Annotated in this window: 29 protein-coding genes and 1 pseudogene; 16 read left to right on the top strand and 14 right to left on the bottom strand. The window is 64.8% G+C overall.

Annotation, left to right across the window (positions count from 1 at the left end):
• Positions 1 to 119 precede the first annotated feature (119 nt).
• The 5 genes from VGR99_RS23515 to VGR99_RS23495 are packed head-to-tail and all read right to left on the bottom strand — an operon-like array spanning position 120 to position 3,764.
• Positions 120 to 857, bottom strand: coding sequence for an amino acid ABC transporter ATP-binding protein (locus tag VGR99_RS23515; RefSeq protein WP_326901785.1), 738 nt, complete (start codon positions 855 to 857; stop codon positions 120 to 122).
• Complete coding sequence (locus VGR99_RS23510; protein ID WP_326901783.1) at positions 841 to 1,494, bottom strand: amino acid ABC transporter permease; 654 nt, start codon at positions 1,492 to 1,494, stop codon at positions 841 to 843. The genes VGR99_RS23515 and VGR99_RS23510 overlap by 17 nt, the downstream gene beginning before the upstream one ends.
• Before the next feature lie 4 nt (positions 1,495 to 1,498).
• Positions 1,499 to 2,116 (bottom strand): amino acid ABC transporter permease, encoded by a 618-nt coding sequence (locus VGR99_RS23505; protein WP_326902426.1) that lies wholly within the window; start codon positions 2,114 to 2,116, stop codon positions 1,499 to 1,501.
• Positions 2,117 to 2,166: 50 nt separating this feature from the next.
• Positions 2,167 to 2,961: a transporter substrate-binding domain-containing protein gene (locus VGR99_RS23500; protein WP_326901781.1), complete on the bottom strand. Its 795-nt coding sequence runs from the start codon at positions 2,959 to 2,961 to the stop codon at positions 2,167 to 2,169.
• Positions 2,961 to 3,764, bottom strand: a complete 804-nt coding sequence (locus VGR99_RS23495) for a GntR family transcriptional regulator (RefSeq protein WP_326901780.1) — start codon at positions 3,762 to 3,764, stop codon at positions 2,961 to 2,963. Before VGR99_RS23495 ends, VGR99_RS23500 begins: the two co-directional genes overlap by 1 nt.
• A 76-nt stretch (positions 3,765 to 3,840) precedes the next feature.
• Here VGR99_RS23495 and VGR99_RS23490 point away from each other — a divergent pair, with 76 nt between their 5' ends.
• Together VGR99_RS23490 and VGR99_RS23485 are read left to right on the top strand one after the other, a co-directional pair.
• The gene (locus VGR99_RS23490; protein ID WP_326901779.1) at positions 3,841 to 5,256 is read left to right on the top strand and encodes an amidase; all 1,416 of its coding nucleotides are present in this window, start codon (positions 3,841 to 3,843) and stop codon (positions 5,254 to 5,256) included.
• Positions 5,253 to 5,996, top strand: coding sequence for a 2-keto-4-pentenoate hydratase (locus VGR99_RS23485; RefSeq protein WP_326901778.1), 744 nt, complete (start codon positions 5,253 to 5,255; stop codon positions 5,994 to 5,996). The genes VGR99_RS23490 and VGR99_RS23485 overlap by 4 nt, the downstream gene beginning before the upstream one ends.
• Positions 5,997 to 6,053: 57 nt before the next feature.
• On the opposite strand, the gene VGR99_RS23480 is transcribed toward VGR99_RS23485, so the two are convergent.
• A complete protein-coding gene (locus tag VGR99_RS23480) occupies positions 6,054 to 6,416 on the bottom strand; it encodes an MmcQ/YjbR family DNA-binding protein (RefSeq protein WP_326901777.1) in 363 nt (120 codons plus the stop codon).
• Between the two features lie 69 nt (positions 6,417 to 6,485).
• Here VGR99_RS23480 and VGR99_RS23475 point away from each other — a divergent pair, with 69 nt between their 5' ends.
• From VGR99_RS23475 to VGR99_RS23460, 4 genes are all read left to right on the top strand, one after another.
• Positions 6,486 to 7,037 (top strand): carboxymuconolactone decarboxylase family protein, encoded by a 552-nt coding sequence (locus VGR99_RS23475; RefSeq protein WP_326901776.1) that lies wholly within the window; start codon positions 6,486 to 6,488, stop codon positions 7,035 to 7,037.
• Between the two features lie 125 nt (positions 7,038 to 7,162).
• On the top strand, positions 7,163 to 7,789 hold the full coding sequence (locus VGR99_RS23470; protein WP_326901774.1) for a PadR family transcriptional regulator: 627 nt from the start codon (positions 7,163 to 7,165) through the stop codon (positions 7,787 to 7,789).
• Positions 7,790 to 7,819: 30 nt separating this feature from the next.
• On the top strand, positions 7,820 to 8,464 hold the full coding sequence (locus VGR99_RS23465) for an O-methyltransferase (protein ID WP_326901773.1): 645 nt from the start codon (positions 7,820 to 7,822) through the stop codon (positions 8,462 to 8,464).
• A 110-nt stretch (positions 8,465 to 8,574) separates the two neighbouring features.
• Positions 8,575 to 9,468, top strand: a complete 894-nt coding sequence (locus VGR99_RS23460) for a LysR family transcriptional regulator (protein WP_326901772.1) — start codon at positions 8,575 to 8,577, stop codon at positions 9,466 to 9,468.
• 86 nt (positions 9,469 to 9,554) lie between these two features.
• Here VGR99_RS23460 and VGR99_RS23455 read toward each other — a convergent pair whose 3' ends face one another.
• Entirely contained in the window at positions 9,555 to 9,881 is a 327-nt protein-coding gene (locus VGR99_RS23455; RefSeq protein ID WP_326901770.1) for a hypothetical protein, read from the bottom strand.
• Positions 9,882 to 10,374: 493 nt separating this feature from the next.
• Here VGR99_RS23455 and VGR99_RS23450 point away from each other — a divergent pair, with 493 nt between their 5' ends.
• The 3 genes from VGR99_RS23450 (at position 10,375) to VGR99_RS23440 (ending at position 13,304) form a co-directional block, all read left to right on the top strand.
• Positions 10,375 to 12,039 (top strand): acetolactate synthase large subunit, encoded by a 1,665-nt coding sequence (locus VGR99_RS23450; protein ID WP_326901769.1) that lies wholly within the window; start codon positions 10,375 to 10,377, stop codon positions 12,037 to 12,039.
• A 220-nt stretch (positions 12,040 to 12,259) separates the two neighbouring features.
• Positions 12,260 to 12,607: a Lin0512 family protein gene (locus VGR99_RS23445; protein ID WP_018646107.1), complete on the top strand. Its 348-nt coding sequence runs from the start codon at positions 12,260 to 12,262 to the stop codon at positions 12,605 to 12,607.
• A 4-nt stretch (positions 12,608 to 12,611) separates the two neighbouring features.
• Complete coding sequence (locus VGR99_RS23440) at positions 12,612 to 13,304, top strand: GNAT family N-acetyltransferase (RefSeq protein WP_326901767.1); 693 nt, start codon at positions 12,612 to 12,614, stop codon at positions 13,302 to 13,304.
• A gap of 5 nt (positions 13,305 to 13,309) precedes the next feature.
• On the opposite strand, the gene VGR99_RS23435 is transcribed toward VGR99_RS23440, so the two are convergent.
• Complete coding sequence (locus VGR99_RS23435) at positions 13,310 to 13,852, bottom strand: hypothetical protein (RefSeq protein ID WP_326901766.1); 543 nt, start codon at positions 13,850 to 13,852, stop codon at positions 13,310 to 13,312.
• Positions 13,853 to 14,098: 246 nt separating this feature from the next.
• Here VGR99_RS23435 and VGR99_RS23430 point away from each other — a divergent pair, with 246 nt between their 5' ends.
• The 4 genes and pseudogenes from VGR99_RS23430 to VGR99_RS23415 all read left to right on the top strand — a co-directional run.
• On the top strand, positions 14,099 to 15,283 hold the full coding sequence (locus tag VGR99_RS23430) for a serine hydrolase domain-containing protein (protein ID WP_326901765.1): 1,185 nt from the start codon (positions 14,099 to 14,101) through the stop codon (positions 15,281 to 15,283).
• A 95-nt stretch (positions 15,284 to 15,378) separates the two neighbouring features.
• Positions 15,379 to 15,588 (top strand): DUF2892 domain-containing protein, encoded by a 210-nt coding sequence (locus VGR99_RS23425; protein WP_326901764.1) that lies wholly within the window; start codon positions 15,379 to 15,381, stop codon positions 15,586 to 15,588.
• A complete protein-coding gene (locus VGR99_RS23420) occupies positions 15,585 to 16,106 on the top strand; it encodes a sigma-70 family RNA polymerase sigma factor (RefSeq protein ID WP_326901762.1) in 522 nt (173 codons plus the stop codon). The genes VGR99_RS23425 and VGR99_RS23420 overlap by 4 nt, the downstream gene beginning before the upstream one ends.
• Positions 16,107 to 16,109: 3 nt before the next feature.
• Positions 16,110 to 16,208 (top strand): annotated as a pseudogene (locus tag VGR99_RS23415) (carboxymuconolactone decarboxylase family protein); the annotation flags it as partial.
• A gap of 44 nt (positions 16,209 to 16,252) precedes the next feature.
• On the opposite strand, the gene VGR99_RS23410 reads toward VGR99_RS23415, so the two are convergent.
• Both VGR99_RS23410 and VGR99_RS23405 read right to left on the bottom strand, forming a co-directional pair.
• A complete protein-coding gene (locus VGR99_RS23410; RefSeq protein ID WP_326901761.1) occupies positions 16,253 to 17,593 on the bottom strand; it encodes an RtcB family protein in 1,341 nt (446 codons plus the stop codon).
• A 118-nt stretch (positions 17,594 to 17,711) separates the two neighbouring features.
• Positions 17,712 to 19,037 (bottom strand): TROVE domain-containing protein, encoded by a 1,326-nt coding sequence (locus tag VGR99_RS23405; protein ID WP_326901760.1) that lies wholly within the window; start codon positions 19,035 to 19,037, stop codon positions 17,712 to 17,714.
• 1,208 nt (positions 19,038 to 20,245) lie between these two features.
• On the opposite strand from VGR99_RS23405, the gene VGR99_RS23400 reads away from it, so the two are divergent.
• Positions 20,246 to 20,911 (top strand): DUF429 domain-containing protein, encoded by a 666-nt coding sequence (locus VGR99_RS23400; protein ID WP_326901758.1) that lies wholly within the window; start codon positions 20,246 to 20,248, stop codon positions 20,909 to 20,911.
• Positions 20,912 to 20,974: 63 nt separating this feature from the next.
• Positions 20,975 to 21,679: a glutathione S-transferase family protein gene (locus VGR99_RS23395; protein ID WP_326901757.1), complete on the top strand. Its 705-nt coding sequence runs from the start codon at positions 20,975 to 20,977 to the stop codon at positions 21,677 to 21,679.
• Between the two features lie 3 nt (positions 21,680 to 21,682).
• Here the strand turns inward: VGR99_RS23395 and VGR99_RS23390 are convergent, their stop codons facing one another.
• The 3 genes from VGR99_RS23390 to VGR99_RS23380 all read right to left on the bottom strand — a co-directional run bounded on the left by VGR99_RS23390 (position 21,683) and on the right by VGR99_RS23380 (position 23,682).
• Positions 21,683 to 22,465, bottom strand: a complete 783-nt coding sequence (locus tag VGR99_RS23390; RefSeq protein WP_326901756.1) for a sulfite exporter TauE/SafE family protein — start codon at positions 22,463 to 22,465, stop codon at positions 21,683 to 21,685.
• 3 nt (positions 22,466 to 22,468) lie between these two features.
• Positions 22,469 to 23,101 (bottom strand): TetR/AcrR family transcriptional regulator, encoded by a 633-nt coding sequence (locus VGR99_RS23385; protein ID WP_326901755.1) that lies wholly within the window; start codon positions 23,099 to 23,101, stop codon positions 22,469 to 22,471.
• 209 nt (positions 23,102 to 23,310) lie between these two features.
• Entirely contained in the window at positions 23,311 to 23,682 is a 372-nt protein-coding gene (locus VGR99_RS23380; RefSeq protein WP_326901754.1) for a tRNA-binding protein, read from the bottom strand.
• A 105-nt stretch (positions 23,683 to 23,787) separates the two neighbouring features.
• Between VGR99_RS23380 and VGR99_RS23375 the strand changes: the two genes are divergently transcribed.
• Positions 23,788 to 24,141: an ArsC family reductase gene (locus VGR99_RS23375; RefSeq protein ID WP_326902424.1), complete on the top strand. Its 354-nt coding sequence runs from the start codon at positions 23,788 to 23,790 to the stop codon at positions 24,139 to 24,141.
• 33 nt (positions 24,142 to 24,174) lie between these two features.
• Here the strand turns inward: VGR99_RS23375 and VGR99_RS23370 are convergent, their stop codons facing one another.
• Positions 24,175 to 24,849: a hypothetical protein gene (locus VGR99_RS23370; RefSeq protein WP_326902423.1), complete on the bottom strand. Its 675-nt coding sequence runs from the start codon at positions 24,847 to 24,849 to the stop codon at positions 24,175 to 24,177.
• Between the last annotated feature and the right edge of the window lie 290 nt (positions 24,850 to 25,139).

The following is a 25,139-nucleotide window of genomic DNA, read 5'->3' as shown; positions in this document are numbered from 1 at the left end:
GAGCCCTGCAACTTTCGACTTTTGCAACACAATCGGCCCTTCTCGGACCTCGTGCCATGTCCGCTACTACGCCGCTGTTTGGGGGATAAGCGGACATCGCGGATTTATGAGTACACGCCCTAATTGTGGAGCGACGACAGGAATTGGCGGAGCTCGGGAGTTTTGGGATTGGCGAAGAGCTCCTCGGGCGGTCCCATCTCATGGACCTTGCCCTGATGCATGAAGACGAGGCGATCGGCGATCTTGCGTGCAAAGCCGATCTCGTGGGTCACCATCATCAGCGTCATGCCATCCCTCGCGAGGCGTTCGACGACACGCAGGACCTCGCCAACCAGTTCTGGATCGAGCGCACTGGTGATCTCGTCGCACAACAGCACGGCCGGTTCCATGGCGAGCGCGCGCGCGATGGCGACGCGCTGTTGCTGGCCGCCCGAGAGGCGGTCGGGCATCGCGTCGAATTTCTCCTCCAGGCCGACGCGCGCGAGCAGGGCGCGCGCCTGCTCTTCGCCCTGTCGCGCTGCGCGCTTCTTGACGAGCCTTGGGGCGAGCATGATGTTGCGCCCGACGCTCAAATGGGGAAACAGGTTGAAGCTCTGAAAAATCATTCCCACCTGTTGACGCAGCTCGCGCATCGCGGCCGCGCGGTCATGATCGATCTGCTTGTCCCTGATCAGGATCGCGCCGCTGTCGAAACGCTCCAGCCCGTTGATGCAGCGCAGGAGGGTCGATTTGCCCGAGCCGCTCCTGCCGATGATGGCGATGACCTCGCCGGGCTCCACGTTCAGGTCGACGCCTTTGAGAACCTGCGTTTCCCCAAAGGACTTGTAGAGCGCGGCGATCTCAACGATGGGCGGCATGGAGGGTCCTCTCGAGCGCGCGGGCGGTAAGGCTGATCGGATAGCACAGGGCAAAATAGATCAGTGCGACCACGGCATAGACCGTGAAAGGCCGGAAGGTTGCGTTGGTGATCATGCCGCCGGCCTTGGTCAGTTCGACGAAGCCGATGACAGAGGCGAGCGCCGTGCCTTTGATGACCTGGACCAGGAACCCAACGGTTGGGGGAATCGCGATGTTCAGCGCCTGAGGCAGGATGACGTGACGCAACTGCTCCCCAAAAGTGAGAGCCAGGCTCCGGGCCGCCTCCCATTGGCCGCGCGGAACGGAGGCGACGCAGCCGAACCAGATCTCACTCAGAAAGGCACTCGTATAGGCGGTCAGCGCCAGCGTCGCGGCCGTCCACGCCGAGGTCTGGATGCCAAAAAGCGCCAGGCCGAAATAGGCGAGGAAGAGCTGGATCAGAAGCGGCGTGCCCTGGAACAGCTGAATGTAGAGGCCGACGAGACGGTGGGCACCTTGGGAAGGCGTCAGGCGGGCAATCAAGAGGGCGAAACCGACGCAGCCCCCGCCGATGAAGGCGATCAGCGACAGGCCCACGGTCCAGCGCGCGGCGAGCAACAGGTTACGCAGAATATCCCATAGCGTGAATTCAACCATACCCTCAGTCTCCGAACAGGAAGCGCGGGCCGAGCCAATTGAGCAATCGCCGCACGACGATCGACAAAGCGAGATAGATCAGGGCGGCGACGATGAAGGCCTCGAAGGCCCGGAAGTTGCGGCTCTGGATCAGATTGGCGGCGAAGCTGAGCTCCTCGGTGGAGATCTGCCCGCAGACCGATGAGCCGAGCATGACGATGATGATCTGGCTGACGAGTGCGGGCCAGATCTTGCGCAGTGCCGGCGGCAGCACGACGTGAAAGAAGGTCTGCACCGGTGACAGCGCCAGGCTCTGCGCGGCCTCGACCTGGCCGCGCGGTGTCGCCTCGATGCCGGCACGGATGATCTCGGTGGCATAGGCGCCGAGATTCACGACCATCGCGAGGATGGACGCGGTTTCCGGCGACAACCGGAAGCCCGCCGCCGGCAGGCCGAAGAAGATGAAGAAGAGCTGCACGATGAAGGGCGTGTTGCGGAACAGTTCGACATAAGCGCCCGTCACGGCCTTCAACCAGACCGGTCCGTGAATGCGTGCCCAGGCGCATCCAATGCCCAGCGCAAGTCCGCCGGTCGCGGAAGCCGTGGTCAATCCGAGCGTCCATGCGACGCCCTTGGCGAGCATGCGCCAGTCAACAAGAATGGTCCCGAAATCGAGATTGACCACGGCCCGGCTTACTCCGGCAAGTCGCCGGTGGATCTGCCGAGCCATTTCCGCGAGAGCGCCTCGAGGGTGCCGTCAGCCTTGGCCGCGAGAATGATTTCGTTGAGCTTGGCGCGCAACGCGTCCTCGCCCTTGCCGACGCCGATGAAGTTCGGACTGTCCTTGAGCAGGAATTTGTATTCGGCGCCGAGTTGCGGATTCTTGGTGATCATCGCCGCGGCGACCTGCGCGCTGGTCGCGACAGTCTGGGTCTGGCCGGCGACGAAGGCGGAAATCGTAGCGTTGTTGTCTTCGAACCGGCGGATCTCGGCGGTCGAAGGCGCGACCTTCGTCAGTTCGGAATCGTCCACCGAGCCGCGCGTCACGGCGATCGATTTCCCGGCCAGCGCTTCGGGGGCCTTCAGCTCCATCGCCTTGGGAGCGAACACGCCGATGAAGAACGGCGAGTAGGCGGCCGTGAAGTCGATGACCTTCTCGCGATCGGGATTTTTGCCGAGCGTCGAGATGACGAGATCGGCTTTCCTGGTCTGGAGATAGGGGATGCGGTTGGAGGTGGTGACCGGGATCAGCTCCACCGTTGCGCCGAGTTTCCCGGCGATCAGTCGCGCCATGTCGATATCGAGTCCCTGCGGCTGCATGTCGGAACCGACGAAGCCATAGGGCGGGAAATCCGTCGGAACGGCAATCCGGACCGCCTTGCTGCGGACGATACCGTCGAGCGCCGTCTGTCCCGAAGCCTCCACGGCGGCGATGACCGAGAGAATGGCGGCGAGGCCGATCGAAAAAACACGCCTTGAAACCCACATCACGATTTCTCCTTGCTGACTGGACGCGACTTGGCGGCGCGCCGAATGGACTGTGCGCCCTTGTTCGGTCTTGTATGCAAGACTTGTTCCACAGGATCGATCGGCGACAGGGCGTGGCGCAACGTCGCCAGCGGATCGCTGCCGGAGGTGAGGCGAAGCTTCTGCTTCCAGGTGCGGAGATGAACGCTCATGCGCCGTTCCGCGAGCGACATGTCGTGCGCTTCCAGGGCCGCAACGATCCCGACATGCTCGTCGTACGATCGCCTGGCTTCGCTTTCGGTCTGATGGTGCGTGGCGATCAGTGCCGTGCGAGCGGTGAGGTCGCGCAGAGTCTGGGCAAGAAGCTCGTTGCCGAGGCAGCGGGCAAGGCAGACATGGAAGTCGCCGAGGACGAAGCTTCTCAGCCCGACGTCGGAACCCCTGATCGCCCGCGATTGTCGCCGCAAATGATCCCGCAGAAGGCGAAGCTCCGCCGTCGCCAGCGGGCCGGCGCCACGCAACAGCCCGGTCTCGATCACGAGGCGCGCCGCGAACGCCTCGGCTGCCTGCTTTTCCGTGGGCTCCAGCAGGTACCAGCCGCGACGGGCGCTTACCGAAACGATGCCTCGTGTTTCGAGCCGCACCAGTGCTTCACGTACGATGGTGCGGCTGCAGCCGAACAGCTCGGCCAGTTGCTGCTCGCCGAGGCGGCTTCCAGGATCCAGCTTCTTTGCCAGGATGGCGTCGAGCAGGCGATCGCTGATGTGCTGGGCTGATGTCATCGCTCGTCTCGATGAGGGCATGTTCGGGCGTTGATGCGTCATACTTGTATACAAGATTTGTCCGATATGCTATCGCCCCGAATGCCTTCCCGAATGCCTTGGAGAACGATAGCCACGCATGACCCATTTCTGGCATCTCGATGTCGCGCAACTGATCCAGGGCTACGCGGAGCGCGCGTTCACGCCGGTCGACGTCATCGCGGATTGCCTGGATCGCGCACGGGCCTGCGATCGATCGCTCAACGCCTTCCTGCACGTCGATGAGGCCGGGGCATTGCGGGCCGCCGAAGCCAGTCGGAGGCGCTGGGCGGAGGCAAGGCCGCTCGGCGCCCTCGATGGGATCCCGGTTTCGGTGAAGGACAATCTGCATGTCGCGGGCATGCCGACCACATGGGGCAGCGAACTGATGCGCGGCTTCGTCGCGACCGAGGACGAGGAGCCGGTGGCCAGGATACGGACGGCGGGCGCGGTGCTTTTCGCAAAGACCAGCCTGCCGGAGTTCGCGATGCAGGGCTATACTGCGAATACGCTGAAGGGCACCACGTTCAACCCCCTCGCTTTGTCGCTGACATCAGGCGGTTCCTCGGGCGGTGCGGCAGCCGCTGTCGCCGCCTTCTGCGGACCGCTGGCGCTGGCAACCGACGGCGGCGGTTCGATACGGCGGCCGGCCTCGCATTGCGGCTTGGTCGGGTTCAAGCCGTCGGCCGGGCTCGTGAAGCGGCTCGGCGGTCTGCCGGAAATATTCTTGGGCCACGAGGTGGCCGGGGGAATCGGGCGAAACGTTGCGGATGTCGCCAGCTTCACCGAGACCCTGGCCGGGCGGCCGCTTTTCGCTGCTCCGAAAAAGGTCAAGATCCTGTATGTGCCGAGCTTCTCGGGGGCGCCCGTCGATCCCGGCATCGTCGATGCCGTCGAGAGGGCGGCGAAGCGTTTCGAAGCGATGGGACATGTCGTCGAGATCCGGGTCTCGTTCGACCTCGCCGAAGAGATCAACGGCCTGTGGCCGCAGCTTTCCGCGATCGGCCTGGCCTGGCTGTTCGAAGATGGCGCACGCTGGCCTGAACTCAGCCTTCGCCGCGGGACGCAACCGGACCAGTCCAGGTGCGGCGATGCGGCTCGCGCCGCGCTGCAAGAGGGACGCTCGGCCCGAGCGATCGGCCTGTTCAATCTCGTCAGTGCCATTGAGCGGCTCAAACGGCAGTTGAATGCGCTGTTCTCGTCCTGCGACGCGATCCTCACGCCCGCCACCGCTTCCTTGCCGTGGCCTGCCGACCGACCTTACCCGGAAGCGATCGCAGGGCAGGCGGTCGGGCCGCGCGGGCACGCCGTCTTCACCGCCATTGCCAACGCCGCCGGCTTGCCCGCGCTGGCGCTACCATGTGGATGGGTGTCGAAGCTGCCGACCGGCTTGCAGTTGCTCGGGCCCGAGGGGGCCGATGCCGCCGTGCTGGCGTTGGGGCGGGAATTCGAGCAGAACTTTCCTCTCGGAGCGCCTGTCGCCGAGACCGGAATACATGAAGGGAGCGCATCGTGAGCAACGCGAGTGAAGCGGCGGACCTGCTGGTCGCAGCCCGAAGCAGCGGCCGGCCAGTCGCGTGGCGCGATGTTCTGCCTTCGGATCGTGCCGGTGCCTACGCGATCCAGGATGCAACGCTTGCCCGGATCGGTCCGCTCGGTGGCTGGAAGGTCGGGGCGTCGAACCCGACGGCCGAGCCCATCTGCGCGCCGCTGCCTGCGTCGTGCCTGCTTGCCTCCGGCGCGCGACTGGGGCCGGGATTGCGGTTGCGCGGTGTGGAAGCGGAAGTCGCGCTTCGGGTCGGGCGCGCGCTCACGGCCGAAGATGCCACATTGCCCGATCACGAATTGGCACGAGCCTTCGATGCCGCGTATCCCGTCATCGAGGTGGTCGAGACGCGCCTTGAGGATTGGACGAACAGCGCTGCCTTGGCCCAGCTTGCGGATTTGCAGAGCCATGGCGCGTTGGTGATCGGACCAGCCTCGACGGTCAGCGTTGCTTCCATCGATCTGAGGGGATTAGAGGCGCACGTCTCCGTCGGCGATGACGTCAGCCGGCAAACCATGGGAGGCAATCCGGCGGGCGACATCTGGCGTCTGCTGCGCTGGCTCATTGCCCATTGTGCGGACCGAGGCGCGCCTCTCTCGCCTGGTCACTTCGTCACGACCGGTTCGTGCACCGGTATGGTCTTTGCGCAAGAGGGCACGGGCGCTCGTGTGCGCCTGGCGGGTTTCGGCGAGGTTGCCGTCGATTTCTGACCAACGAGAACGAAGCTCGATGTTGCCGCGCGCGAGCCGTACGTTTCGCGCGGATGGTCATGCCGGTGGGGCAAGCCCCAGCTCTCTGCGGGTGTTGCGCGTGAGCTTTGCCACGATCAGGGCGTGGGCCTGCGCGAGATAGCCGGTCAGCTCCGCATCCGGCAGCGCGTTGTTGCTCACAAGCTGCACCCATTTGGCGCGCGCCAGATAGGGGGCCGGCCGCGCGACACCATTCTCGATCAGCATCGCATAGGCCATGTCCGAGACCTTGAACATGTAGCCGCCGGAGCTTGCCGTATAGCCGCCGCCGAGCGCGAACATCTTGCCGCCGACCTTGAACACGGAGGTGCCTTCCCACTGCACCACTTTGGTGGCGGCGGGCAGGCGCAGGCAGCGTGCTTCGAATGTCTTGGGTGTCATGCGATTGCGACCGGTACGCGGGACGCGCCGTTATGGCAGCATAAGCGCTCCAACGAGGGATGAATGGCCATGTCGCGCGTTTCGATCAAGACCAGGGACGATCTGCCGGACGCACTGAAGCCGCTGTGGGACAAGATGACGACCTACGGTGCGTTCGAGAACCAGGCCGGTGTCATGGCGCACCGCCTGCCGATCTTCAAGCACATGTGGTCGCTGCTGGTCGATCTCGCCGAAGAGGGCAATCTGTCGAAGCGCCATCTCGAGCTGGCGCTGGTCACGGTCTCCCTGCTCAACAAGTGCGACTATTGCGTCTCCCACCACGCGCCGAAGCTGGCGGTGCAGGGCGTGTCGGAGGCGGGCGCGGCGCGCCTCGTCGATTACAAGGATCATCCCGAGCTCGACGAGGTGGACAAGCTCGTCGTCGAATATTCCTTCGCCGTCACCAACAACTGGAACAAGACCCGCGACGAGATCTTTGCCCGCCTCCGCGCACATTTCTCGGAAGCGCAGGTGGTCGAGCTGACCTGGCGCATCGCGCTGTGCGGTGCCTTCAACCGCTTCAACGACATTCTCCAGCTCGAGGTCGAGCAGGGCGTTCCCCACAGCGAAGCCGCCGAGTGAGCTGGCGCCGGGGCGGGCGTCCCGGGGCCCCGCACCGGTGCCGTAGCCCGATCACGGGTTTGTGGGTTGAAGTCTGATTATCGCAAACTATATCGTAAGATATGTTTTACAAAAGGACGTACGATATGCACCACGGACGAGACCACAAAGACTTCCATTTCGGGCACTTTGCCCATTTCGCGATGGGCCGGCACGGCGGCGGGCGGCGCTTTGGCCGCGGCGGACATGGCTTCTTCGGGCGCGGCCCGGGCGGCGATTTCCCCGGCGCGCGGCGACTGTCCTCGCAGGACCTTCAGCTCGTGATCCTGGCGCTGCTCGCCGAAAACCCGGCGCATGGCTATGAGCTGATCAAGATCATCGAGGAGCGCTCGGACGGGTTCTACACGCCGAGCCCCGGCGTGATTTATCCGGCGCTGACCTATCTCGAAGAGGTCGGCCACGCACGCGTCGAGCAGGACGGCGGCCGCAAGCTCTACAGCATCACGCCGCAGGGCGAGGCGCATCTGGCCGAGAACCGCGCCACGGCAGACGCGATCCTGCAGGCGCTGTCGCGGATCGGCCGCCGCATGGACGAGGTACGCGAGGCCTTTGCCGGCGTCAGCGATCTCGATGCGGATGCTTCCGATGAACTGCACCGCGCTCGCCACAACCTCAAGCGCGCGCTGCGCGCCAAACACGGCAGCGACTCCGCCGAGGCGCGCCGCATCGCCGCGATCCTGGATCGTGCCGCCGCGGAAATTCTCGGCAAGTAACTAGCAAGGAACTGGAAAGCGAGACCGCCCATGAACGATCGGCCCCACAGCCCGATTCAGGATCCGCGGGTCAACGCCGTCATCGCGCGCCTGCAAGGCGCGCGGCAGCGGCCGGCCGGCGGAGGCCCGCGCGGCGGCTTCAGCAGCCGCGATCCCCACGCCTATGCCGAGCAGGGTTTTTCGATCCATCCCGAGCAGGGTGAATTGATCTACCTGCTCTGCCGCGGCCTGCGTGCCTCGCGCGTTGCGGAGTTCGCCACCTCGGTCGGCATGTCCACGCTCTATTTCGCGGCGGCCGTGCGCGACAATGGCGGCGGCACCGTGATCGGCTCCGAGATCGTGCCGGCCAAGGTCGAGACCGCCAGACGCAATCTCGCCGAGGCTGGCCTTGCCGATTACGCCGAGATCCGCGAGGGCGATGCGCGAAAGACGTTGCGCGATCTCGGCGGTCCCGTCGACTTCGTCCTGATCGACGGCTGGCCGGGCGAGGGCGGTCCTTTGCTCGCGCGCGAGGTGATCGAGATCGTCGCGCCGCAATTGCGCGTCGGCGGCTACGTCATGAACGACAACGCCGAGCCCGACCATCTCGATTTCATCCGCGATCCCAACAACGGCTTCGTCTCGATGACGCTGCCGCTCAAGGGCGGAACGGAGCTCAGCTTGAAGGTGAGGTGATGGCATCGTGCGAGGCGCCGCGGCCGTGTCGTTCGAGAATGCACGGTCGCTTCGGCCGGATCATCGCGAAAAGCTTGCCATCATTTGTCGGCTGTGGTGAACGATCACCCATGGATCGATTTGACGCCATGCGCCTGTTCGTTCGCCTCGTCGAACGGAAGAGCTTTACGGCTGCGGCGGCCGATCTCGGCATTCCCCGCTCGACGGCGAGCGAGGTGTTGCGCGGGCTCGAGGCGCATCTCGGCGCGCGCCTGCTCGAACGGACCACGCGGCATGTCACGCCGACGCTCGACGGTGAGGATTATTATCGTCGCTGCGTCGCCATTCTGGCGGAGGTCGAGGAAGCCGAAACCGCGATGCGCGATGCGCGGCCGCGCGGTCTGCTCCGCATCGACGCGCATCCGTTGCTGACCCGCACCTTCATCCTGCCGCACCTGCCGGCCTTTCTGGCGCGCTACCCGCAGCTCGAATTGCAGATCGGGCAGGGCGACCGCCTGGTCGATCTCGTGCGCGAGGGCATAGACTGCGTGATCCGGACGGGCGAGCTCGACGACAGCGGAATGATCCTGCGCCGGCTCGGCACGATCGCGGAGATCACGGTGGCGAGCCCGGCCTATATCGCGAGCCACGGCATGCCTGCGACGCCGGATGCGCTCGACGGCCACCAGATGGTGGCCTTCGTCTCCTCGCGCACCGGTGACGTGCTGCCGCTGGAATTTTCCGTCGCGGGCGAGCTGCGGCACGTCGTGCTGCCGAGCCGGGTGCGCGTCAACAATTCCGACACCATGGCCGATCTTGCGCGGCTCGGCTTCGGCCTCGCGCAGGCGCCCCGCTATCGTTTCGCAGGCGACCTCGCCAGCGGCGCGCTGGTCGAGGTGCTCGCCGGCCATCCGCCGTCGCCGACGCCGCTCTCGGCGCTCTACCCGCAAAACCGCCAGCTCGCGCTGCGCCTGCGCGTCTTCCTCGACTGGATATCCGGCATCTTCGCCGAGGCGAAGCTGTAGGAGGTGGTTCTCGTAGCCCGGGTGAGCGAAGCGATACCCGGGGCAGCTCGTGCCGCGACTCCCGGATGTCGCTTCGCTCATCCGGGCTACAACGCCTTGCGTTGCCCGACGGGCAAAACACCCCATCCATTGGTCGATCCCGATCGCCGAAAATATTCCACTTTACCGAAATTCGGAAACAGCGTATCCATCGCCGCAACCCGGCCCAAGGAAGAGGGGCGCATCGCGATCGTCACGAACGTGGGCCGGGCGGCGGTGGACGCGAGCCACATCGGCGCGAAGAGCTTCGCAGGGCGGGCAACCGTGAGCGAAACATCGCGCACACGACCGGTGTGATCGGCGTACGGCGAAATCGTGTGGTCCTGGCGCCCGGGGTCTGTGCGCCAAGGCTCGTGGTGATGCGGGTGGCTCAACCGGGCCCTCGGATCAGTCATCTGCGAGACGACGGGGGCAATAGTGCATCGCTCCCCGGGGAGAGCGCGACATAAGCCGTCAAACCACTGCGCAGGGAAGGCCGGATGTTTGGCTTCACCTGTATGCCGCTGTGCAGCCTCTTGTAGTGCAGATATCGCACAGTGGACCGCGGGTGCCAGCCGGCACCCGGTCTTCCCTGCGCCCTCTTTCATCTGAGGGTGAGGCGACGGGCAAAGCTCGGGCGGACAAGCCGCGAGGATGCGAAGGTGTGTCTGCGAGGCCGTAGGATGGGTAGAGCACTTGCGAAACCCATCATGTTTCAGCGCGGAGCAAGCGTTGATGGGTTTCGCTTCGCTCTACCCATCCTACGAGTGCATCCAGGAACGCACGGCGCATTATGGACCGCGCCTCTTTGTGAGTTGTGCTCGTGCCACGAGCCGCTACCATGCTCCCGCTCCCGAGGCGCGGGAGCCAGCAGCAAGCGGAGGCGACATGAGCGAGCAGGAACGCAAAGTGAAGGGATCCGACCTGTTCGTCGCGGCGCTGGAGAACGAAGGCGTCGACCGCATTTTCGGCGTGCCCGGCGAAGAGAACCTCGATCTCGTCGAATCGCTGCGGACCTCCAAAATCGAGCTGGTCCTCACCCGCCACGAGCAGGCCGCCGCCTTCATGGCCGCGACGCACGGACGTCTGACCGGCAAGCCCGGCGTGTGCCTCTCAACACTCGGTCCCGGCGCGCTCAACCTGTCGACCGGCGCGGCCTATGCACATCTCGGCGGAATGCCGATGATCCTGATCACCGGCCAGAAGCCGATCATGAGCAGCCGGCAGGCGCGCTTCCAGATCGTGGACGTGGTCGCGACCATGAAGCCGCTGACAAAACTGTCGCGGCAGATCGTCAGCGCCTCGTCGATCCCGACCGTGGTGCGCGACGCCTTCCGCGTGGCGATGGAGGAGCGGCCGGGGCCGGTGCATCTCGAATTGCCCGAGGACATCGCGGGGGATGAAGTGCCCGCTACGCCCGTGATCCCGCTCCATCCGATCGAAATCCCCGTCGCGCATCGCGCCGCGCTCGATCGCGCCGCCGAGATGATATTGTCAGCCAAGCGTCCGCTGGTGATGATGGGCGCTGCGACCAGCCGGCCGCGCTCGACCCACGGCATCGCCAGCTTCGTGCGGCGGACCGGCATTCCCTTCTTCACCACGCAAATGGGCAAGGGCACCGTGCCCGGCGGTACCAATCTCTATATGGGCACGGCCGCGCTGTCCGAGCGCGACTATGTCCATGATGCCATCGACGCCGCCGACCTGATCGTGGCGATCGGCCACGACCCGATCGAGAAGCCGCCCTTCATCATGGGGCCGTCGGGCCCGAAGGTCATTCACGTCAGCTACACCTCGGCGAGCGTCGAGCTGGTGTATTTTCCCGATGCCGAGGTGGTCGGCGACGTCGGCCCGAGCCTGGAGCTTCTGGCCGACCGGCTCGAAGGCAAGCTGCCGCAGGCGGCCGCGCTGTTGCCGTTGCGCGAGGAGATCCTCAAGCACATCGCCGACCGTGCCACCGAGACGCGCTGGCCGCCGACGCCGCAGCGGATCGTGCACGACATCCGCCAGGTCATCCCCGAGAACGGCATCGTCGCGCTCGACAACGGCATGTACAAGATCTGGTTCGCACGCAACTACCGCACCCGCGTCGCCAACACGTTGCTGCTCGACAACGCGCTGGCGACCATGGGCGCCGGCCTGCCGTCGGCGATGATGGCCGCCATGCTCTATCCCGACCGCCGCGTGCTCGCGGTCGCCGGTGACGGCGGCTTCATGATGAACAGCCAGGAGATGGAGACCGCCGTCCGCCTCAAGCTCAACCTCGTCGTGCTGGTGCTGGAGGACAACGCCTACGGCATGATCCGCTGGAAGCAGGCGGTCGATCATTTCGCCGATTACGGCATGACGTTCGGCAATCCCGACTTTGCAATGTACGCCAAGGCTTATGGTGCCAAGGGCCATCGCATCGCGAGCATCGAGAGCTTTGGTCCGACGTTGGACGCGGCCTTCAAGGACGGCGGCGTGCATCTGGTCTCGATCCCGATCGATTATTCGGAGAACGTGCGGGTGCTGGTCGACGAGCTGCGCGCGCATGAGAAGGCGAAGGCGTGATGACTGCGAGCTCGTGCCCCGGACGCAGCGCAGCGCCCCTTGGCGGTGCGCTGCAGAGCCGGGGCCCACGCACCGGCGAACTCCGTGGCTTCCTGGGTCCCGGCTCTGCGCAGCAACGCAAGAGCGTTGCAGCGCGTCCGGGACACGAGAACAACAACTTGTGTCGTGCTCTCCGATCATCGACACTCCCGATCATCCAACGCAACCACAGGAATAAAACATGACTCGCGTTCGTTGTGTCACCGAGATGGGCATGGGCGTCGACGTTCACGGCAGGGACGCCACCAAGGCGGCGAAGCGCGCGGTGTCGGATGCCATCAGGCATTCGAGCCTCGGGTTCTTCCGGATGATCGGCAAGACCGCCAACGACATGTTCGTCGACGTCACCATCGGCGTGCCTAATCCCGAGGCCGTCGACAAGGAAGCCGTTGCGAAGGAGCTTCCCTACGGCACCGTGACCGTCACCGCGGTCAAAGGTGGGCTGGAGATTCCTTCGGCCACGGAAGTGGCCAATGACCCCATCCTCATCGCCAACGCCGCCGTCATCGTCAGCTTCGACAAGGATTAGGCCGGTGTCCGACAGCGATTTTGCGCTGCTGGATCGCCCGATCTGGAGTGCGTTGACGACCAGCCACAAACATCTGGCCGAAGGTGGTGCGCGAGCGTTGCGCTATCCCGTGGACATGACGCCGTTTGCCGACATGATCGACATGTCCGAGGCAAGCTTTGCAGTCCTTGGTGATCTCTTGTCGGGCTCGCAGGTTGCCGCACTGTTCACGCCGGAGCCGGTCGACGTTCCCGCCGGCTACAAGGTCGTGCTCGCCGACACCGGCGAGCAGATGATCGGCTCGCCCACCGACAGCCCGTTGCGCGACGCCGAAATAGTGAGGCTCGGTGACGCCGACGTTCCCGCGATGATTGCGCTGACGGCGCTGACCAAGCCCGGGCCGTTCGCGACGCGGACGCACAAGCTCGGCACGTTCCTCGGCATCCGCATCAATGGCGAGCTGGTCGCCATGACCGGCGAGCGGATGAAGCCGGGCAAGTTTACGGAGATGACCGCGGTCTGCGTGCATCCCGATCACCGCGGCCGCGGCTACGCGCAGGCGCTGCTGGCGGCCGTCGCGCGCCAGATCGAGGCGCGCGGCGAGATTCCGTTCCTGCACGTGTTTTCCAGCAACGCGTCCGCCATCGCGCTCTATCAGCGGCAGGGCATGCGCATCCGCCGCCGCCTGCATGTCACCGCGCTGATGAAGCAGGAGTGACGGCGTCAGGTCTTGTAGTCGACCAGCAACGCGCTCGCCGAGGAGGCGTTGCTGTTGCCGCTGGAGCCGTAGGAGGTCGACTGGCTGGTCGCGCTCTGCAGCATCGCGATCAACTCCTTCATCAGGTCCTCGGCGCTGGCCGAGGACGAGCTGGACGAAGAGGTGGAGTCGGTACTGCCAGTGCTCGACGAGTCGGTGCTGTCGTCCGCCGGCGGAGGCGGGCCACCGGCGCCGCTGGTCCCCGAGAAAGTGTTGGCGAACACGTTCTTCAATTCGCTGGCCTGGTCGCTGGTCAGCTTGCCGCTCGACACCTCGCTCTGGATGAGGTCGTCGATCTTGGACTGCATCTCGTCGGGCGAGGGCGGTGACGAGGAGCTGGAGCTGGACGCGCCGGTCTTGAGTGCGGAATCGATGTCGTCGAGCGCGGAGGAGAGCGCCGATTCGTCGCTCGAGCTGATGGTGCCCGCCGAGACTTCCTTGGTGAGCTCGCTCTTAAGGCGGTCGAGCGGGGAATAGGAACTGGTGGAGGTTGCAGAGATCGAGGTCATTGCCGGTCACCCGTGATGAGGTCAGGAATACGCTGAACATGGATGCGAGGCTAAAGGTCGCGCGCTTAACGAGGTCTTGCCGCAAGGATTGCTGCGGTTTTCGCCGTGTTGCTCGCGCGCTCGTGAACACGGGGCGAAACAAAAATATCGATGTGGCCCGTGCCGATCCGGATCCGGAGAGGCGGGCTTCCCCGCGGCCGATTTCTCGCTATATCCATTGCAACCAATTCAGGGAGGCAGGACTTCATGGACGCCAGGGCAACCGATTTTTCCGCCGTGCGGACGGCGATGCAGCGCTACGTCGACCAGGAGATCATTCCCGGCGCGTCCTGGGCGGTGCTGCGTGGCCACGACGTGATCGACAAGCAATGCGTCGGCTTTGCCGATCGCGAGGCGAAAATGGCGCTCCGGCCCGACCACATCTTTCGCGCGTTTTCCAATACCAAGATCTTCGTCACCTGCGCGATCATGCTGCTGATGGAAGAGGGGCGCATCGGGCTCGATGACCCCGTCGAGACATTCCTGCCGCAGCTCGGCAATCGCAAGGTCCTGAAGCAGGGCGCGGCAAGCCTTGCCGATGTCGAGCCGGCGAACGGCCCGATCACGATCCGTCAGCTCCTCACCCACACCTCCGGCCTCAGCTACGGCATCTTCGATCCGGGCACGGTGCTGTTCAAGGGCTACAACGCGGCAGGCGTGCTCAATCCGCTGACGCCGCTGACCGACATGATCGACAAGCTCGCCGATCTCCCGCTGTCCTATCAGCCCGGCACGGCGTGGGAATATTCGGTCGCGACCGACGTGCTCGGCCGCGTCGTGGAGGTGGTCTCGGGCAAATCCCTCGATGCCTTCTTCAAGGCGCGCATCTTCGATCCGCTCGGCATGACCGATACCGACTTCTCCGTGCCGGAGGCGCAGCAGGGCAGGCTGGTCGCGCTCTACAACGGTGCCGACCTGCTCGACCCCATGAAGCCCGGCCTCACGCGTGCCGACAATCTGCCTTATCCGCAAGCCTACCGGCGGCCGTTCCCGCGGCTCTCGGGTGGCGGCGGCCTGGTGTCGACCCTGCCTGATATGCTCGCGCTCGTACGGGCCTTGGTGCCGGGGTCGAATGCGCTGCTGAAGCCGGAAACGCTGCGGCAGATGATGACGAACCAGCTCCCGGCGGGGCGCACCATCCGTTTCGCCAATCTCGGCCCGATCCCCGGCAAAGGCTTTGGCCTCGGCGGCGCCGTGACCTTCGCGCCGATGCCGTCCGATCCTGCGAATTCCACCGGCGAATTCCAGTGGGGCGGGCTGGCCGGCACCCATTGGTGGATCTGCCCCGAGGCCAACACCGCCGGCGTGTTGATGGCCCAGCGCTATATGGGCTTCTGGAATCCGTACTTCTTCGAGTTCAAGCGCCTGGCCTACCAGGCCGTCGGAGGCTGACAGCAAAAAAATTGCGCGCGGGCGCGAATCCTTTTCGGCCATCGCGCCCTCTCTGTGGTCGAGGCGATCAGCCTCGGCTTATCTCGGAGGATGCGATGGCATTTTACAGGAAGAACATCGGCGGCCTGCACCAGGCGGTGCGGATCGCCTTGGGCGCGGCAGCGGCGGTTGCTGCATTCGTCTATCTCACCGGTAGCGCCGCCTGGCTGGTGGCGCTCGGTGGCGCCGGCTTCGCGCTGACCGGGCTCGTCGGCTACTGCCCGATGTGCGCGATGGCCGGGATCGGACGCGGGGGCTTGTCGTGAGTGCGGCTGCGATTTCACCCAACCTGTTCGAAGCGGCGCGGCTCGGCGATCCCCAGGCGATCGCCTCGCTGCTCGCCACCGCGCAACCGGACATTCGCCGTTATGCCCGCGCGACCTGCCGCAGCTCGGCGGATGCCGAGGATGCGGCGCAGGAGGCGCTGTGGATCCTGTTCCGCCATGTCGGGACGATCCGCTCGCTGCTGGCCTTATCCGCCTGGCTGTTCAGCGTGGTCCGCCGCGAATGCCTGCGGCTCGCGCGCAAGGCGGGCCTCGCGCCGGCCGTTGACGAGAGCGAAGTGGAGACTGCGTTGCTCGCGCGGCCCGAAGCCGAGCTCCGGCTCGACGTCGCTGCCGCCTTCGAGGCGTTGCCGCCGCATTACCGCGATGTCGCGCTGATGCGCGACGTCAAGGAAATGACCATTGAGGAAATCGCCGATGCACTCGGGGCGTCGCGGCAGACCGTCAAGGCCCGCCTGCACCGCGCCCGCGCCCTGATGCGCGAATATCTGACGAGATGAGACATGGCAGATTATCAAAACGCTGACGATCTGAAATCGATTCCGGCCTTCGTCGCGCTGGCGCCGGTCGAGGCCAACGCGTTCCTGGCCAGGAGGCGGGCTAGATGGTGCAGGCGGGAGGCAAAACCTCCCGTCCGCTGTTTGTGTCAATCCTTCCACGGATCGAACTCGCCTTCGCCGGCCATGGCGACGGCAAACGGCCGCAGCGTGTGCAGCACCCGGACGGTGCCGGCATGCTGCGCCAGCACGTCCGGCAGGCGGCGATAGGCCATCGGGCTCTCGTCGAGGTCGGCACCGATCAGGGTGACGCCACGCTCGTTGAGCCAGCGGTCCATCTCCGCGCGCGAAAAGCGCCGCTTCGCTTCCTTTCGTCCGAACATGCGGCCGGCGCCGTGCACGGTCGAGTAGAGCGAAGCCTTCGCTTCCGGACTGTCGACGCCTTCGAGGATGACGGCGTCGTCGCCCATCGAGCCACCGACGAATCCCTTCTGGCCGGGAAACGCCGGTGTCGCGCCCTTGCGAACCACCCACAAATCCTTGCCGCCGTGGGTCTCACGCCAGGCATAGTTGTGGTGGTTGTGCACGCTCTCGGTCACGCTGCCGCCGATGATCTGGCGGACGCGTTCGACGACCCACTCGCGGCCCGCATAGGCATAACGCCCGGCGAGCTGCATCGCCGCGATGTAGCGGCGGCCGAGCTCGGAGTCCTCGTCGACCACGGCGGGCGGGACGTTCATGCCGTCCTTGCCGCCGGCGGCCTTGAGGTAGCGCGTCGCGGAGGTGTGCCCGAGACCGCGGCTTCCGAAATGGACGCCGATCCAGACAAAGCCTTCCTCGTCACGCATGAGGTCGACATAATGGTTGCCCGACCCGACCGTGCCGAGCTGGCTCACCGCCTTCTGGCGGTAGGCCTCCATGTCGCTCTCGCGCCAGGCATCGCCGTCGTCGAACAGCTCGTGCTCCGCCCGCTCGGCGTTGGCGCGGCCGACGCCGAACGAGATCACCTTGGCGACGTCGCGGATGATCGTGGGTGCGATCGCCGCGATGTCGTCGAAGCGGGTGTCGAGCCGTGCGGCCATGTTGCCGCAGCCGATGTCGAAGCCGACGCCGGAGATGCTGATCTGCTTCTCATAGGCGATGACCCCGCCGACCGGCTGGGCGTAACCGAGATGGCCGTCGGCGCAGATCACGCCGGAGACGACGTTGCCGACCGCCATGCAGTTGCGCATCTGCGCGATGGTCGCATCCTCATGTGGGCCGAAAATCTTCAGCGGCGCATTCTGGAAGCGGGCCTCCTGCGGGCGCAGGTTCGCAATCTCGCTCGCGGCCGCATTGGCCTCGCGGGCAAGATGCTCCTTGCGCGCAGCGTCCCGGTACGAGCACCAGGCCGGCTGACCGCGTCCTTCGCCGACGCGCGAGTCGGGATCGACGCCGGCGGCGAGGCAGAGCTCGCGGGCGCGTTCCATGTAGGGATCGGATCGTCGCATGGTCTTGTGTCCTGCTTTGCATTCCCGCGCACCATAGCCGGGGCGGGCGGATCATTTCAGAGAATGTATTTCCCCCCGGGCGCGGTGTTCCGCGTCCGGGGGCGGTCGTCGTTGCGTGTCAGTTCAATGCCGTCTCCGACGCCGCGAGCCACGCGACCACGGCCTCGGAGAAGCCGTTGACGCGGGTCCAGGCGCCGTGGCCGACACCGTGCTGATACGAGGCCACGTTCACCATCGTGCCGCGCGCCTTGGGCTCGGGCACCTGGTCGTGGCTCTGCTCGTCGGTGAAGACGATGAGGCGATCGCCCTTGCGGTCGATCTCCGCCACGGCCTTGCCGAGATAGGTCGCATGGTGCGGCTGCGAGTTGATGATCGCGTCCCGGAGTGCGAAACCGCGGCGGGACGGGACCTTCACGACCTCATTGCTGAAGGTGAAGATCTCGACCTCGTCGCAGATCTCGCGTGCCAGGATGGCAAGACCACACGCAGCTTCCGCGCGCGTCATTTCCGACTGCGCGGAGAGGGCCGTGAACATCGAGCCCGACACGTCGATCAGAAGCCGCGTGCGGCCGGGCAGCCGCACATGGTCCTTGACCGACTTGAGCATCGCAGCTTCGAGCTCGGGCTCGAAGTCCGGGGCATAACGCGCCGCCGTGATGAAGCGATAGGGAAGGATACGATCCGTCCGCATCGCCTCGATCGCGCCTGCGATGGTCTCGCGCGGGACCTCTGCGTTCTGCATCAGCCGCAGGTTCCGCAGCAGCGCCAGGCCGCCGAGCTTGCGCTCGGCGATCAGCCGCTCGAAGGTCTCGCGCTTGCTCTTGCCGGCCGAGAGCGAAACCTCCCAGGTGTCGGGAGAGGCGAGCTCGCCGTCGACGAGCTGCTTCCACACCTTGGCCTGGTCCGCGTCCTTCGGCTTGGCGTGCACCAGGAACAGCACGTCCCGTATGCGCACCGCACCGTCGCGGTCATACTTGGCGAGCTGGTAGGCGTCGAACTTGGTCAGCGCGCGGGCAAGGCCCTTCTTGACCTGCGCCGAGACCGGCTGACGCTTGCGCTGCTGCTGAGGGCCGAGCGCATCCGCCCAGTAGATCGCGAGCAGCTCCGTCATCTCGTCGGGACGCTGGATCACCTGGGCGAGCGTGTCGGCAACGAGGGCACGGTGCTTCTCGCTGCGCGCCATCTCGCGGATGACGAGCAGCGGCGCGTGCCGCAGCTTCATCACCTCGCGCGCCTCGATCGCAAGCTGGGCCACGCGGGCAGGGTCGACCTTCGGCACGAGGGCCTTGATGCGGTCGGCGATCGAGACGCCGTCCTCGTAGAACTGGTTCTCCCACAGGAGGCAGTTCATCACCGCGCGCTTCAGCTCCATCTCGGGAGTGAAGCGCGTTGCACGAGCGCCCTCACGCGTGAAGGCGCGAACGATCTTGTTGAGCCTGACCATGACGGCCTCCTCTGTGGTGATGGTGGAATGAAAACGGGGGCCGGGGAACAAGCGAGGCTGTACTGCCCCTCTCGGAGCTTCGCAGAGCGGGCTCAATCAATCTTCACAGAGAGTCGAGACACCGCCGTTACGATCATGAAGTAACAGCGCTCTTCACCACCGGCGGTGGGGACGGAAGGACACGATCCGGGAACAGGCGATGCTGAGACCCCAGCCTGCAGCTTACCCTGCAGGCCAGGTAGCGCTCTGCCACTGAGCTACCGGTGCAAAGTACACCGGGCGGGATTCGAACCCGCGACCGCTCGATTATCAGTCGAAGTAACAGCTATCTTCACCACGGACCGTGATGGGTTGGCGGGGAACAAGCGATGCTGTTGCTGCCCTTGCGGGCGATCCGCCTTTCGGCGCGCAGGGTTCGAACCTGCTCGGCACGGCTGTGCCTTCACCACGAAGTAACAGGCATCTTCACCACCGCCGGGCAGATGCTCTCGCATCGACCATGGAAGTGTACGCTGGGGAACAGGCGATCTCGGCTCTCAGTGACGACAACACAGTCGCTGTCCTTGCGGATGGCTCCTGCGCCGGGCCGCGTGCATGCCCTTTCCGAGGCCGCATCCCGGTGCGTGTGTCAAAGGCGGGATTCGAACCCGCTTTACCGTGGAGGAAGTATCCGAGATCTTCACCACCAGCGTCGGTTGAGCCGCGATGATCGCGGCAAACCGAATTCAAGAAAATTCTATCGCGGCGTTGTCGACACGCCGCACTTTGCGAACCATTCGGGTTCGCTCTGCCATCGGTGTCCGGCTCGTCGCCTCGTTCCCTCCGGCAGGCCCCGCGCACTTGGGCACGCGCCTCTCCAGCGCGAGCCCCGGGATCCGGGTCTCCCGTTCCGGCCATTGCCGGGATGTTCGAATGGGCCGCGCGGCGGGCAACAAAAAACCCTCCGGAGCGGTAGGCTCGGGAGGGTCCGTGAGAAGCGGACTGTCGATCTTGCGGTCAGGCAAGATCGCTCCCATGAGCCGGGCATGCGCAATCGAATAGCTTGGAGCTATTCGGCATGCGGACAATTCTTTCGTAGCGGTGTGACATTGCTCGGTTCATGGTGTCTGTCGCGAACGGAAGTGTTCGTGAGGGCGCGGGAAATACGCCTGCAACTTGCGGGTGTCAAGCGGCCTGCGTGTGAAATTCTTAAATGACGGACGCGTGACGTGCCCAACTATCTCGGCCTCGATGGATTTCGTTTCGGCTGGGTCGCCGCGTGGATCGACGCGCGCGGCGATCACGGTTTTGATTATTCGCCGGGCCTGACGCGCCTGCTCGCGATGCCGCATGCGCGCGCGATGATCGACATGCCGATCGGATTGAAGCCGGCCGGCTATCGCGTCTGCGACCTGCGCGCGCGCGAATTGGTCGGGCCCGCCGTGTTTCTCGGTGCGCGCCGAGACCTCTGGGCATTCCCGGATATGGCGGCAGCCAATCGCCACTACTGGGAACACGAAGGCAAGGGCAGGGGCGTCTCAGCGCAGCTCTGGAATATCAGGGACAAGATCAAGGAGGTCGACGAGATCATGACGCCGGCGCGACAGGCGACGATCGGCGAAGCGCATCCGGAATTGATCTTCTGGAATCTTGCCGGCCGCGTGCGGCTCGACAGCAAGGCGTCAGCACAAGGCCGCGAACAACGTATCGCGTTGCTGGAGACGCGCGGTTTCACACGCCTGCGCAAATGGCTGACGCTGCGTCACGGCACCGGCATCGGCCGCGACGATCTCATTGATGCCTGCGCCTGTGCGGTCGCGGCGCGCGACAGTTCGCAGCGTGTCGGCGGCGAGGAGATCGATCCGCGCGGATTGCGAATGGAGATCAATTATTGAGCCTTGCGTCATCGTGCACCTCGCCTAGATTAGACGCGCGTCAACCTCAGATCGAAGGTCCCAATGTCCGATCTCTCCGCTTTTCCGATCACCAAGCGCTGGCCTGCGAAGCATCCAGAATTGCTCCAGCTTTATTCGCTTCCGACGCCGAACGGCGTGAAGGTCTCGATCATGCTTGAGGAGATCGGGCTGCCATACGAAGTCCATCTCGTCGATTTCGGCAAGGACGACCAGAAGACGCCGGAATTCCTCTCGCTCAATCCGAACGGCAAGATCCCCGCGATCCTCGATCCCAATGGTCCCGGCGGCAGGCCGCTTGGGCTGTTCGAGTCCGGCGCGATCCTGCAATATCTCGCGGAGAAGACCGGCAAGCTCTTGCCGGAGGACGCGGCGCGCCGTTACCAGACCATCCAGTGGGTGCATTTCCAGATGGGCGGCATCGGGCCGATGTTCGGCCAGGTTGGTTTCTTCCACAAATTCGCCGGCAAGGATTTCGAGGACAAGCGGCCCCGCGATCGTTACGTCCGCGAGGCCAAGCGTCTGCTCGGCGTGATGGAGACGCATCTGGCCGGCCGGCAATGGTTCATGGATGACGATTACACCATCGCCGACATCTCGATGCTCGGCTGGGTGCGCAATCTCATCGGCTTCTATGGCGCCGGCGATCTCGTTGAGTTCAAGCAGTTCAAGTCGGTCGGTGCCTGGCTCGAACGTGGCCTTGCGCGCCCCGCCGTGGAACGCGGACTGAACATTCCGAAGCGGCCGTAAGATCTACGTCAGCGCCTTATGAGTCATATAGAGCGCCATCAGCGCAACGAGGGAGATCATGGCCCGGCGCAGCGTCGATTTGCTGACGCCGTTGGCCAGGCGCGCGCCGAAATCGGTGCCGATCCAGAGGCCGGCAACGATGCCGATGATGGCCGGCCAGCCGACCATGAGGCCCTTGCTCCAGTAGATCCAGGCCGCCGGGATGTTGGTCGGGATGACCGAGAAGATCAGGCTGACGAGCTGGGCCTGATGCTGTGGCACGCGCAGGCCTGCGGCGAGGCCGACGGTGATCGCAAGGCCTCCGCCGATGCCCATGAAGCCGGAGGAGAAACCGGCCAGCATGCCGATGAGGAGGAGGGGCAGCCGGGGCAGGTCGTCCCGGCCTTCGGCCTCGTGGCTTGCCTCGTTGCGGTCGCGCCGCAGGATGAGGAGGGCGATCAGCGCGACGAGGTAGACGACATAGGTCCATTGCAGAACCGCGTCAGAGACCGCGGCCGCGGCATAGCCGCCGCCGATGCCACCGACGAGAAATCCGATGCAGATCCAGATGATCCACGACAGCGGGCTGCGATTGCCGTTTTGCCAATAGCGGCGCACGCCGGCCAGACCCGTCGGCGGAATCTGCGTGATCAGCGAGGTGCCCTGGGCGATATGCTGCTCGGCCCCGAGCAACAGCACGGAGAAGATCACGAGGCCGCCGCCCGGGCTCGTGCCCGTGAAGCCCGATGCCAGCCCTCCGATCAGGCCGACGCCGGCACCGGCGAGGAGTTCAAGAATGAAGGACATCGGTCATGTCCTGGTCCGTCGCTTAACGTCGGGCTTGGTCGTGCGAAAGCCATCGACCACGCCGTCGACGGCTGCCATGCAGGCGCCGACGTCGAAATCCTCGCCCCAGCATCTTTGCAGCACAAAGCCCTGGAAGATCGCGATCAGCACGCGCGCGATCGCATCCGCGCCGATATCGCGCTTGATCAGGCCGTCATGCTGGCCGCGCTCCACCAGCGCCACGATCAGCGCGCGTGGCATGTCGATGCCTTCGACGACGCTGGTGCGGACACGGCGGTTGCGCAGCGCCTCGGCCCAGCCATGGATGCCGACGCGGCGGCGCGCTTCGCCGGCGGGATCGGTGAGCCATTGCGCGTAGACGCGGATCAGCGCGTGAAGACCTTCGATCGGATCGCCCGATCCTTGCGCGACCGAATTGAGCACGGCCTCACGGCGGTGGCGGTCGTCGGCGAGGGCTTCGATCAGATCATCCTTGCTCTGGAAGTAGAGATAGACCGCGCCGTGGCTCAGGCCGGACCGCTTGACGATGTCGGCCATGCCTGTCTGGTGAAAGCCGTCCTCGGCGAAACAGGCGAGGGCGGCTTCGAGGATCTGCTGCCGCCGGCCTTCACGCTGCTTGTCGCTGATCTTGGGCATTTGGGCGGTCCATAAATAACTGACAGGTCGATCGCTTTAGCTGGTCGCTGGGTACAGCTTGGGACAAGTCGGCCAATATAAAAAACGATCAGTCAGTCATTTTTATTGCGAAAGAGGATTTTGGTCAAGTCCGGGCCGTCCGGAGCCGGCAAGAGCGGCTGATTATTGCGTTGTGAATGCGCCGACGCAGCGACCTCGATGGCGTGTCGCTAGAACAGCCGCCCGCCGTTGGGCACGGGCTTGCTCGGCTGCATCAGCACGACCTTGCCGTCCGCGTCGGGGAAGCCGAGCGTCAGCACCTCCGAGACAACAGGGCCGATCTGGCGCGGCGGGAAATTCACGACCGCCGCGACCTGTTGTCCCACCAGCGTTTCGAGCGGATGGTTTTCGGTGATTTGCGCCGAGCTTTTGCGCACGCCGATGGCCGGGCCGAAGTCGATCCACAGCCGCCAGGCCGGCTTGCGCGCCTCCGGGAACGGCTTTGCATCGACGATGGTCCCGACGCGGATGTCGACCGCGAGGAAGGCGTTGAAGTCGATGGTCGGCGAGGCGGCCGCGGCGGGGTCGTGAGTGACGTGCATAATGTGTCCGTTCGGAGAGCTGGCCTGGTTCGCAATATTGTCGCGCGAAGCGGAGTTTCGTACAACGCCGCAGCCGAAGCATCACGCATGCGCGAGGAACTGCTCTTGCCCAACACCATCTACGGCATCAAGAACTGCGACACCATGAAGAAGGCGCGGACCTGGCTCGACAGCCATGGCGTGGCCTACGCGTTTCACGATTACAAGGCTGTGGGCGTCGACAAGGACAAGCTCAAGCAGTGGAGCGACAAGGTCGGTTGGGAGACGCTGCTCAATCGCGCCGGTACGACCTTCAAGAAGCTGCCCGATGCCGACAAGGAAGGCCTCACCGAGAAAAAGGCGCTGGCCCTGATGCTAGCGCAACCATCGATGATCAAGCGGCCGGTGCTGGAAACCGGCGGCAAGCTGCTGGTCGGCTTCAAGCCGGATATCTATGCCAAGGAAGTCAAAGCCAAGTAGAAGGCCAGAATTGGCGTCCGACCGGGCTGAGCGTCAGTTCAGCTCGATGACCTCGGTCGTGCCCCCAGGCTGATCGGCGAACTCGCCCACATCAGCGGCCGCGATGCGGCCGGGAGCGCGGTGAAAGAGATCGCGTTCGATCACCGCGCGCAATTTCGGGCGCGGTAGCGCGTCATTTCCGCGCATCAGATTCCTGATCTCGAAGCCGCCGTCCTCGCAGAAGGTCTTGAGCGAGGCGATGACGTGACAGACCTTGCCGTCGGTCTGGAACGGCAGCAACAGGCGCTCGTAGGCGACGACGCGCCCGTAGATGTCGTCGACATCGGCCACGCTGTAGACCGGCAGCCCGCGCGCGACGCATTCATGATAGATGGGCATCACGAAAGGCACGAGCCGCGGCCCGATATATTCATCCAGCGGAACGCCCTTGCCGGTATGTCCATAGGCGCGCGAGATGCGTGTGCCTTCGCTCTGGATGATGAGGCGTGGCGACTCGGTCGAAAGATCCACCGTATAATAGATGAGATCGGACAGCTCTTCCTCGAGCCGTGCCGGCTGATACTCCCAGATCGCTGGCGCCATCTGCTGGCGCGCATAGAGTCGCAGCCACGTGTTCAGGAGATCACGCTGCCTGATCGACTTGACGACGGAGGGGGCGGCGCTTGCGAAATCCAAAACAATATTCCCGGTAGCTCGAAACCAGCGCATCATGCAGCTTGCGGGAAAATTTTCTATGAAGGCTGGCGTGCGGGACGAAAGACCGTTAACGACGGCTTGATGACCGGTGCTTTCGCGAACCGGGAGGCCGGGCAGGCACGACATCGAAACGCCTCCGACTAAGGGAGCATTTGTATCCCAGCCAAAGGCCTGATCTGCTCAGCTTTCCGCCTTGCCTAACCCCCGTCACCTCCGGCATATTCCGCGCCCGGAGGCGGAGTTCCCGGGCGGCCGCAAGGCCTCGGGAAAGTCGAAGCAACAAGGATAGCCACGCGCGTTTG

The sequence above is a fragment of the Bradyrhizobium sp. genome (assembly GCF_035935975.1).
In the GTDB taxonomy this organism is placed as follows: Bacteria; Pseudomonadota; Alphaproteobacteria; order Rhizobiales; family Xanthobacteraceae; genus Bradyrhizobium.
Note: the sequence above shows the minus strand (reverse complement) of the source record. Positions and strands in the feature narration are given on the sequence as shown.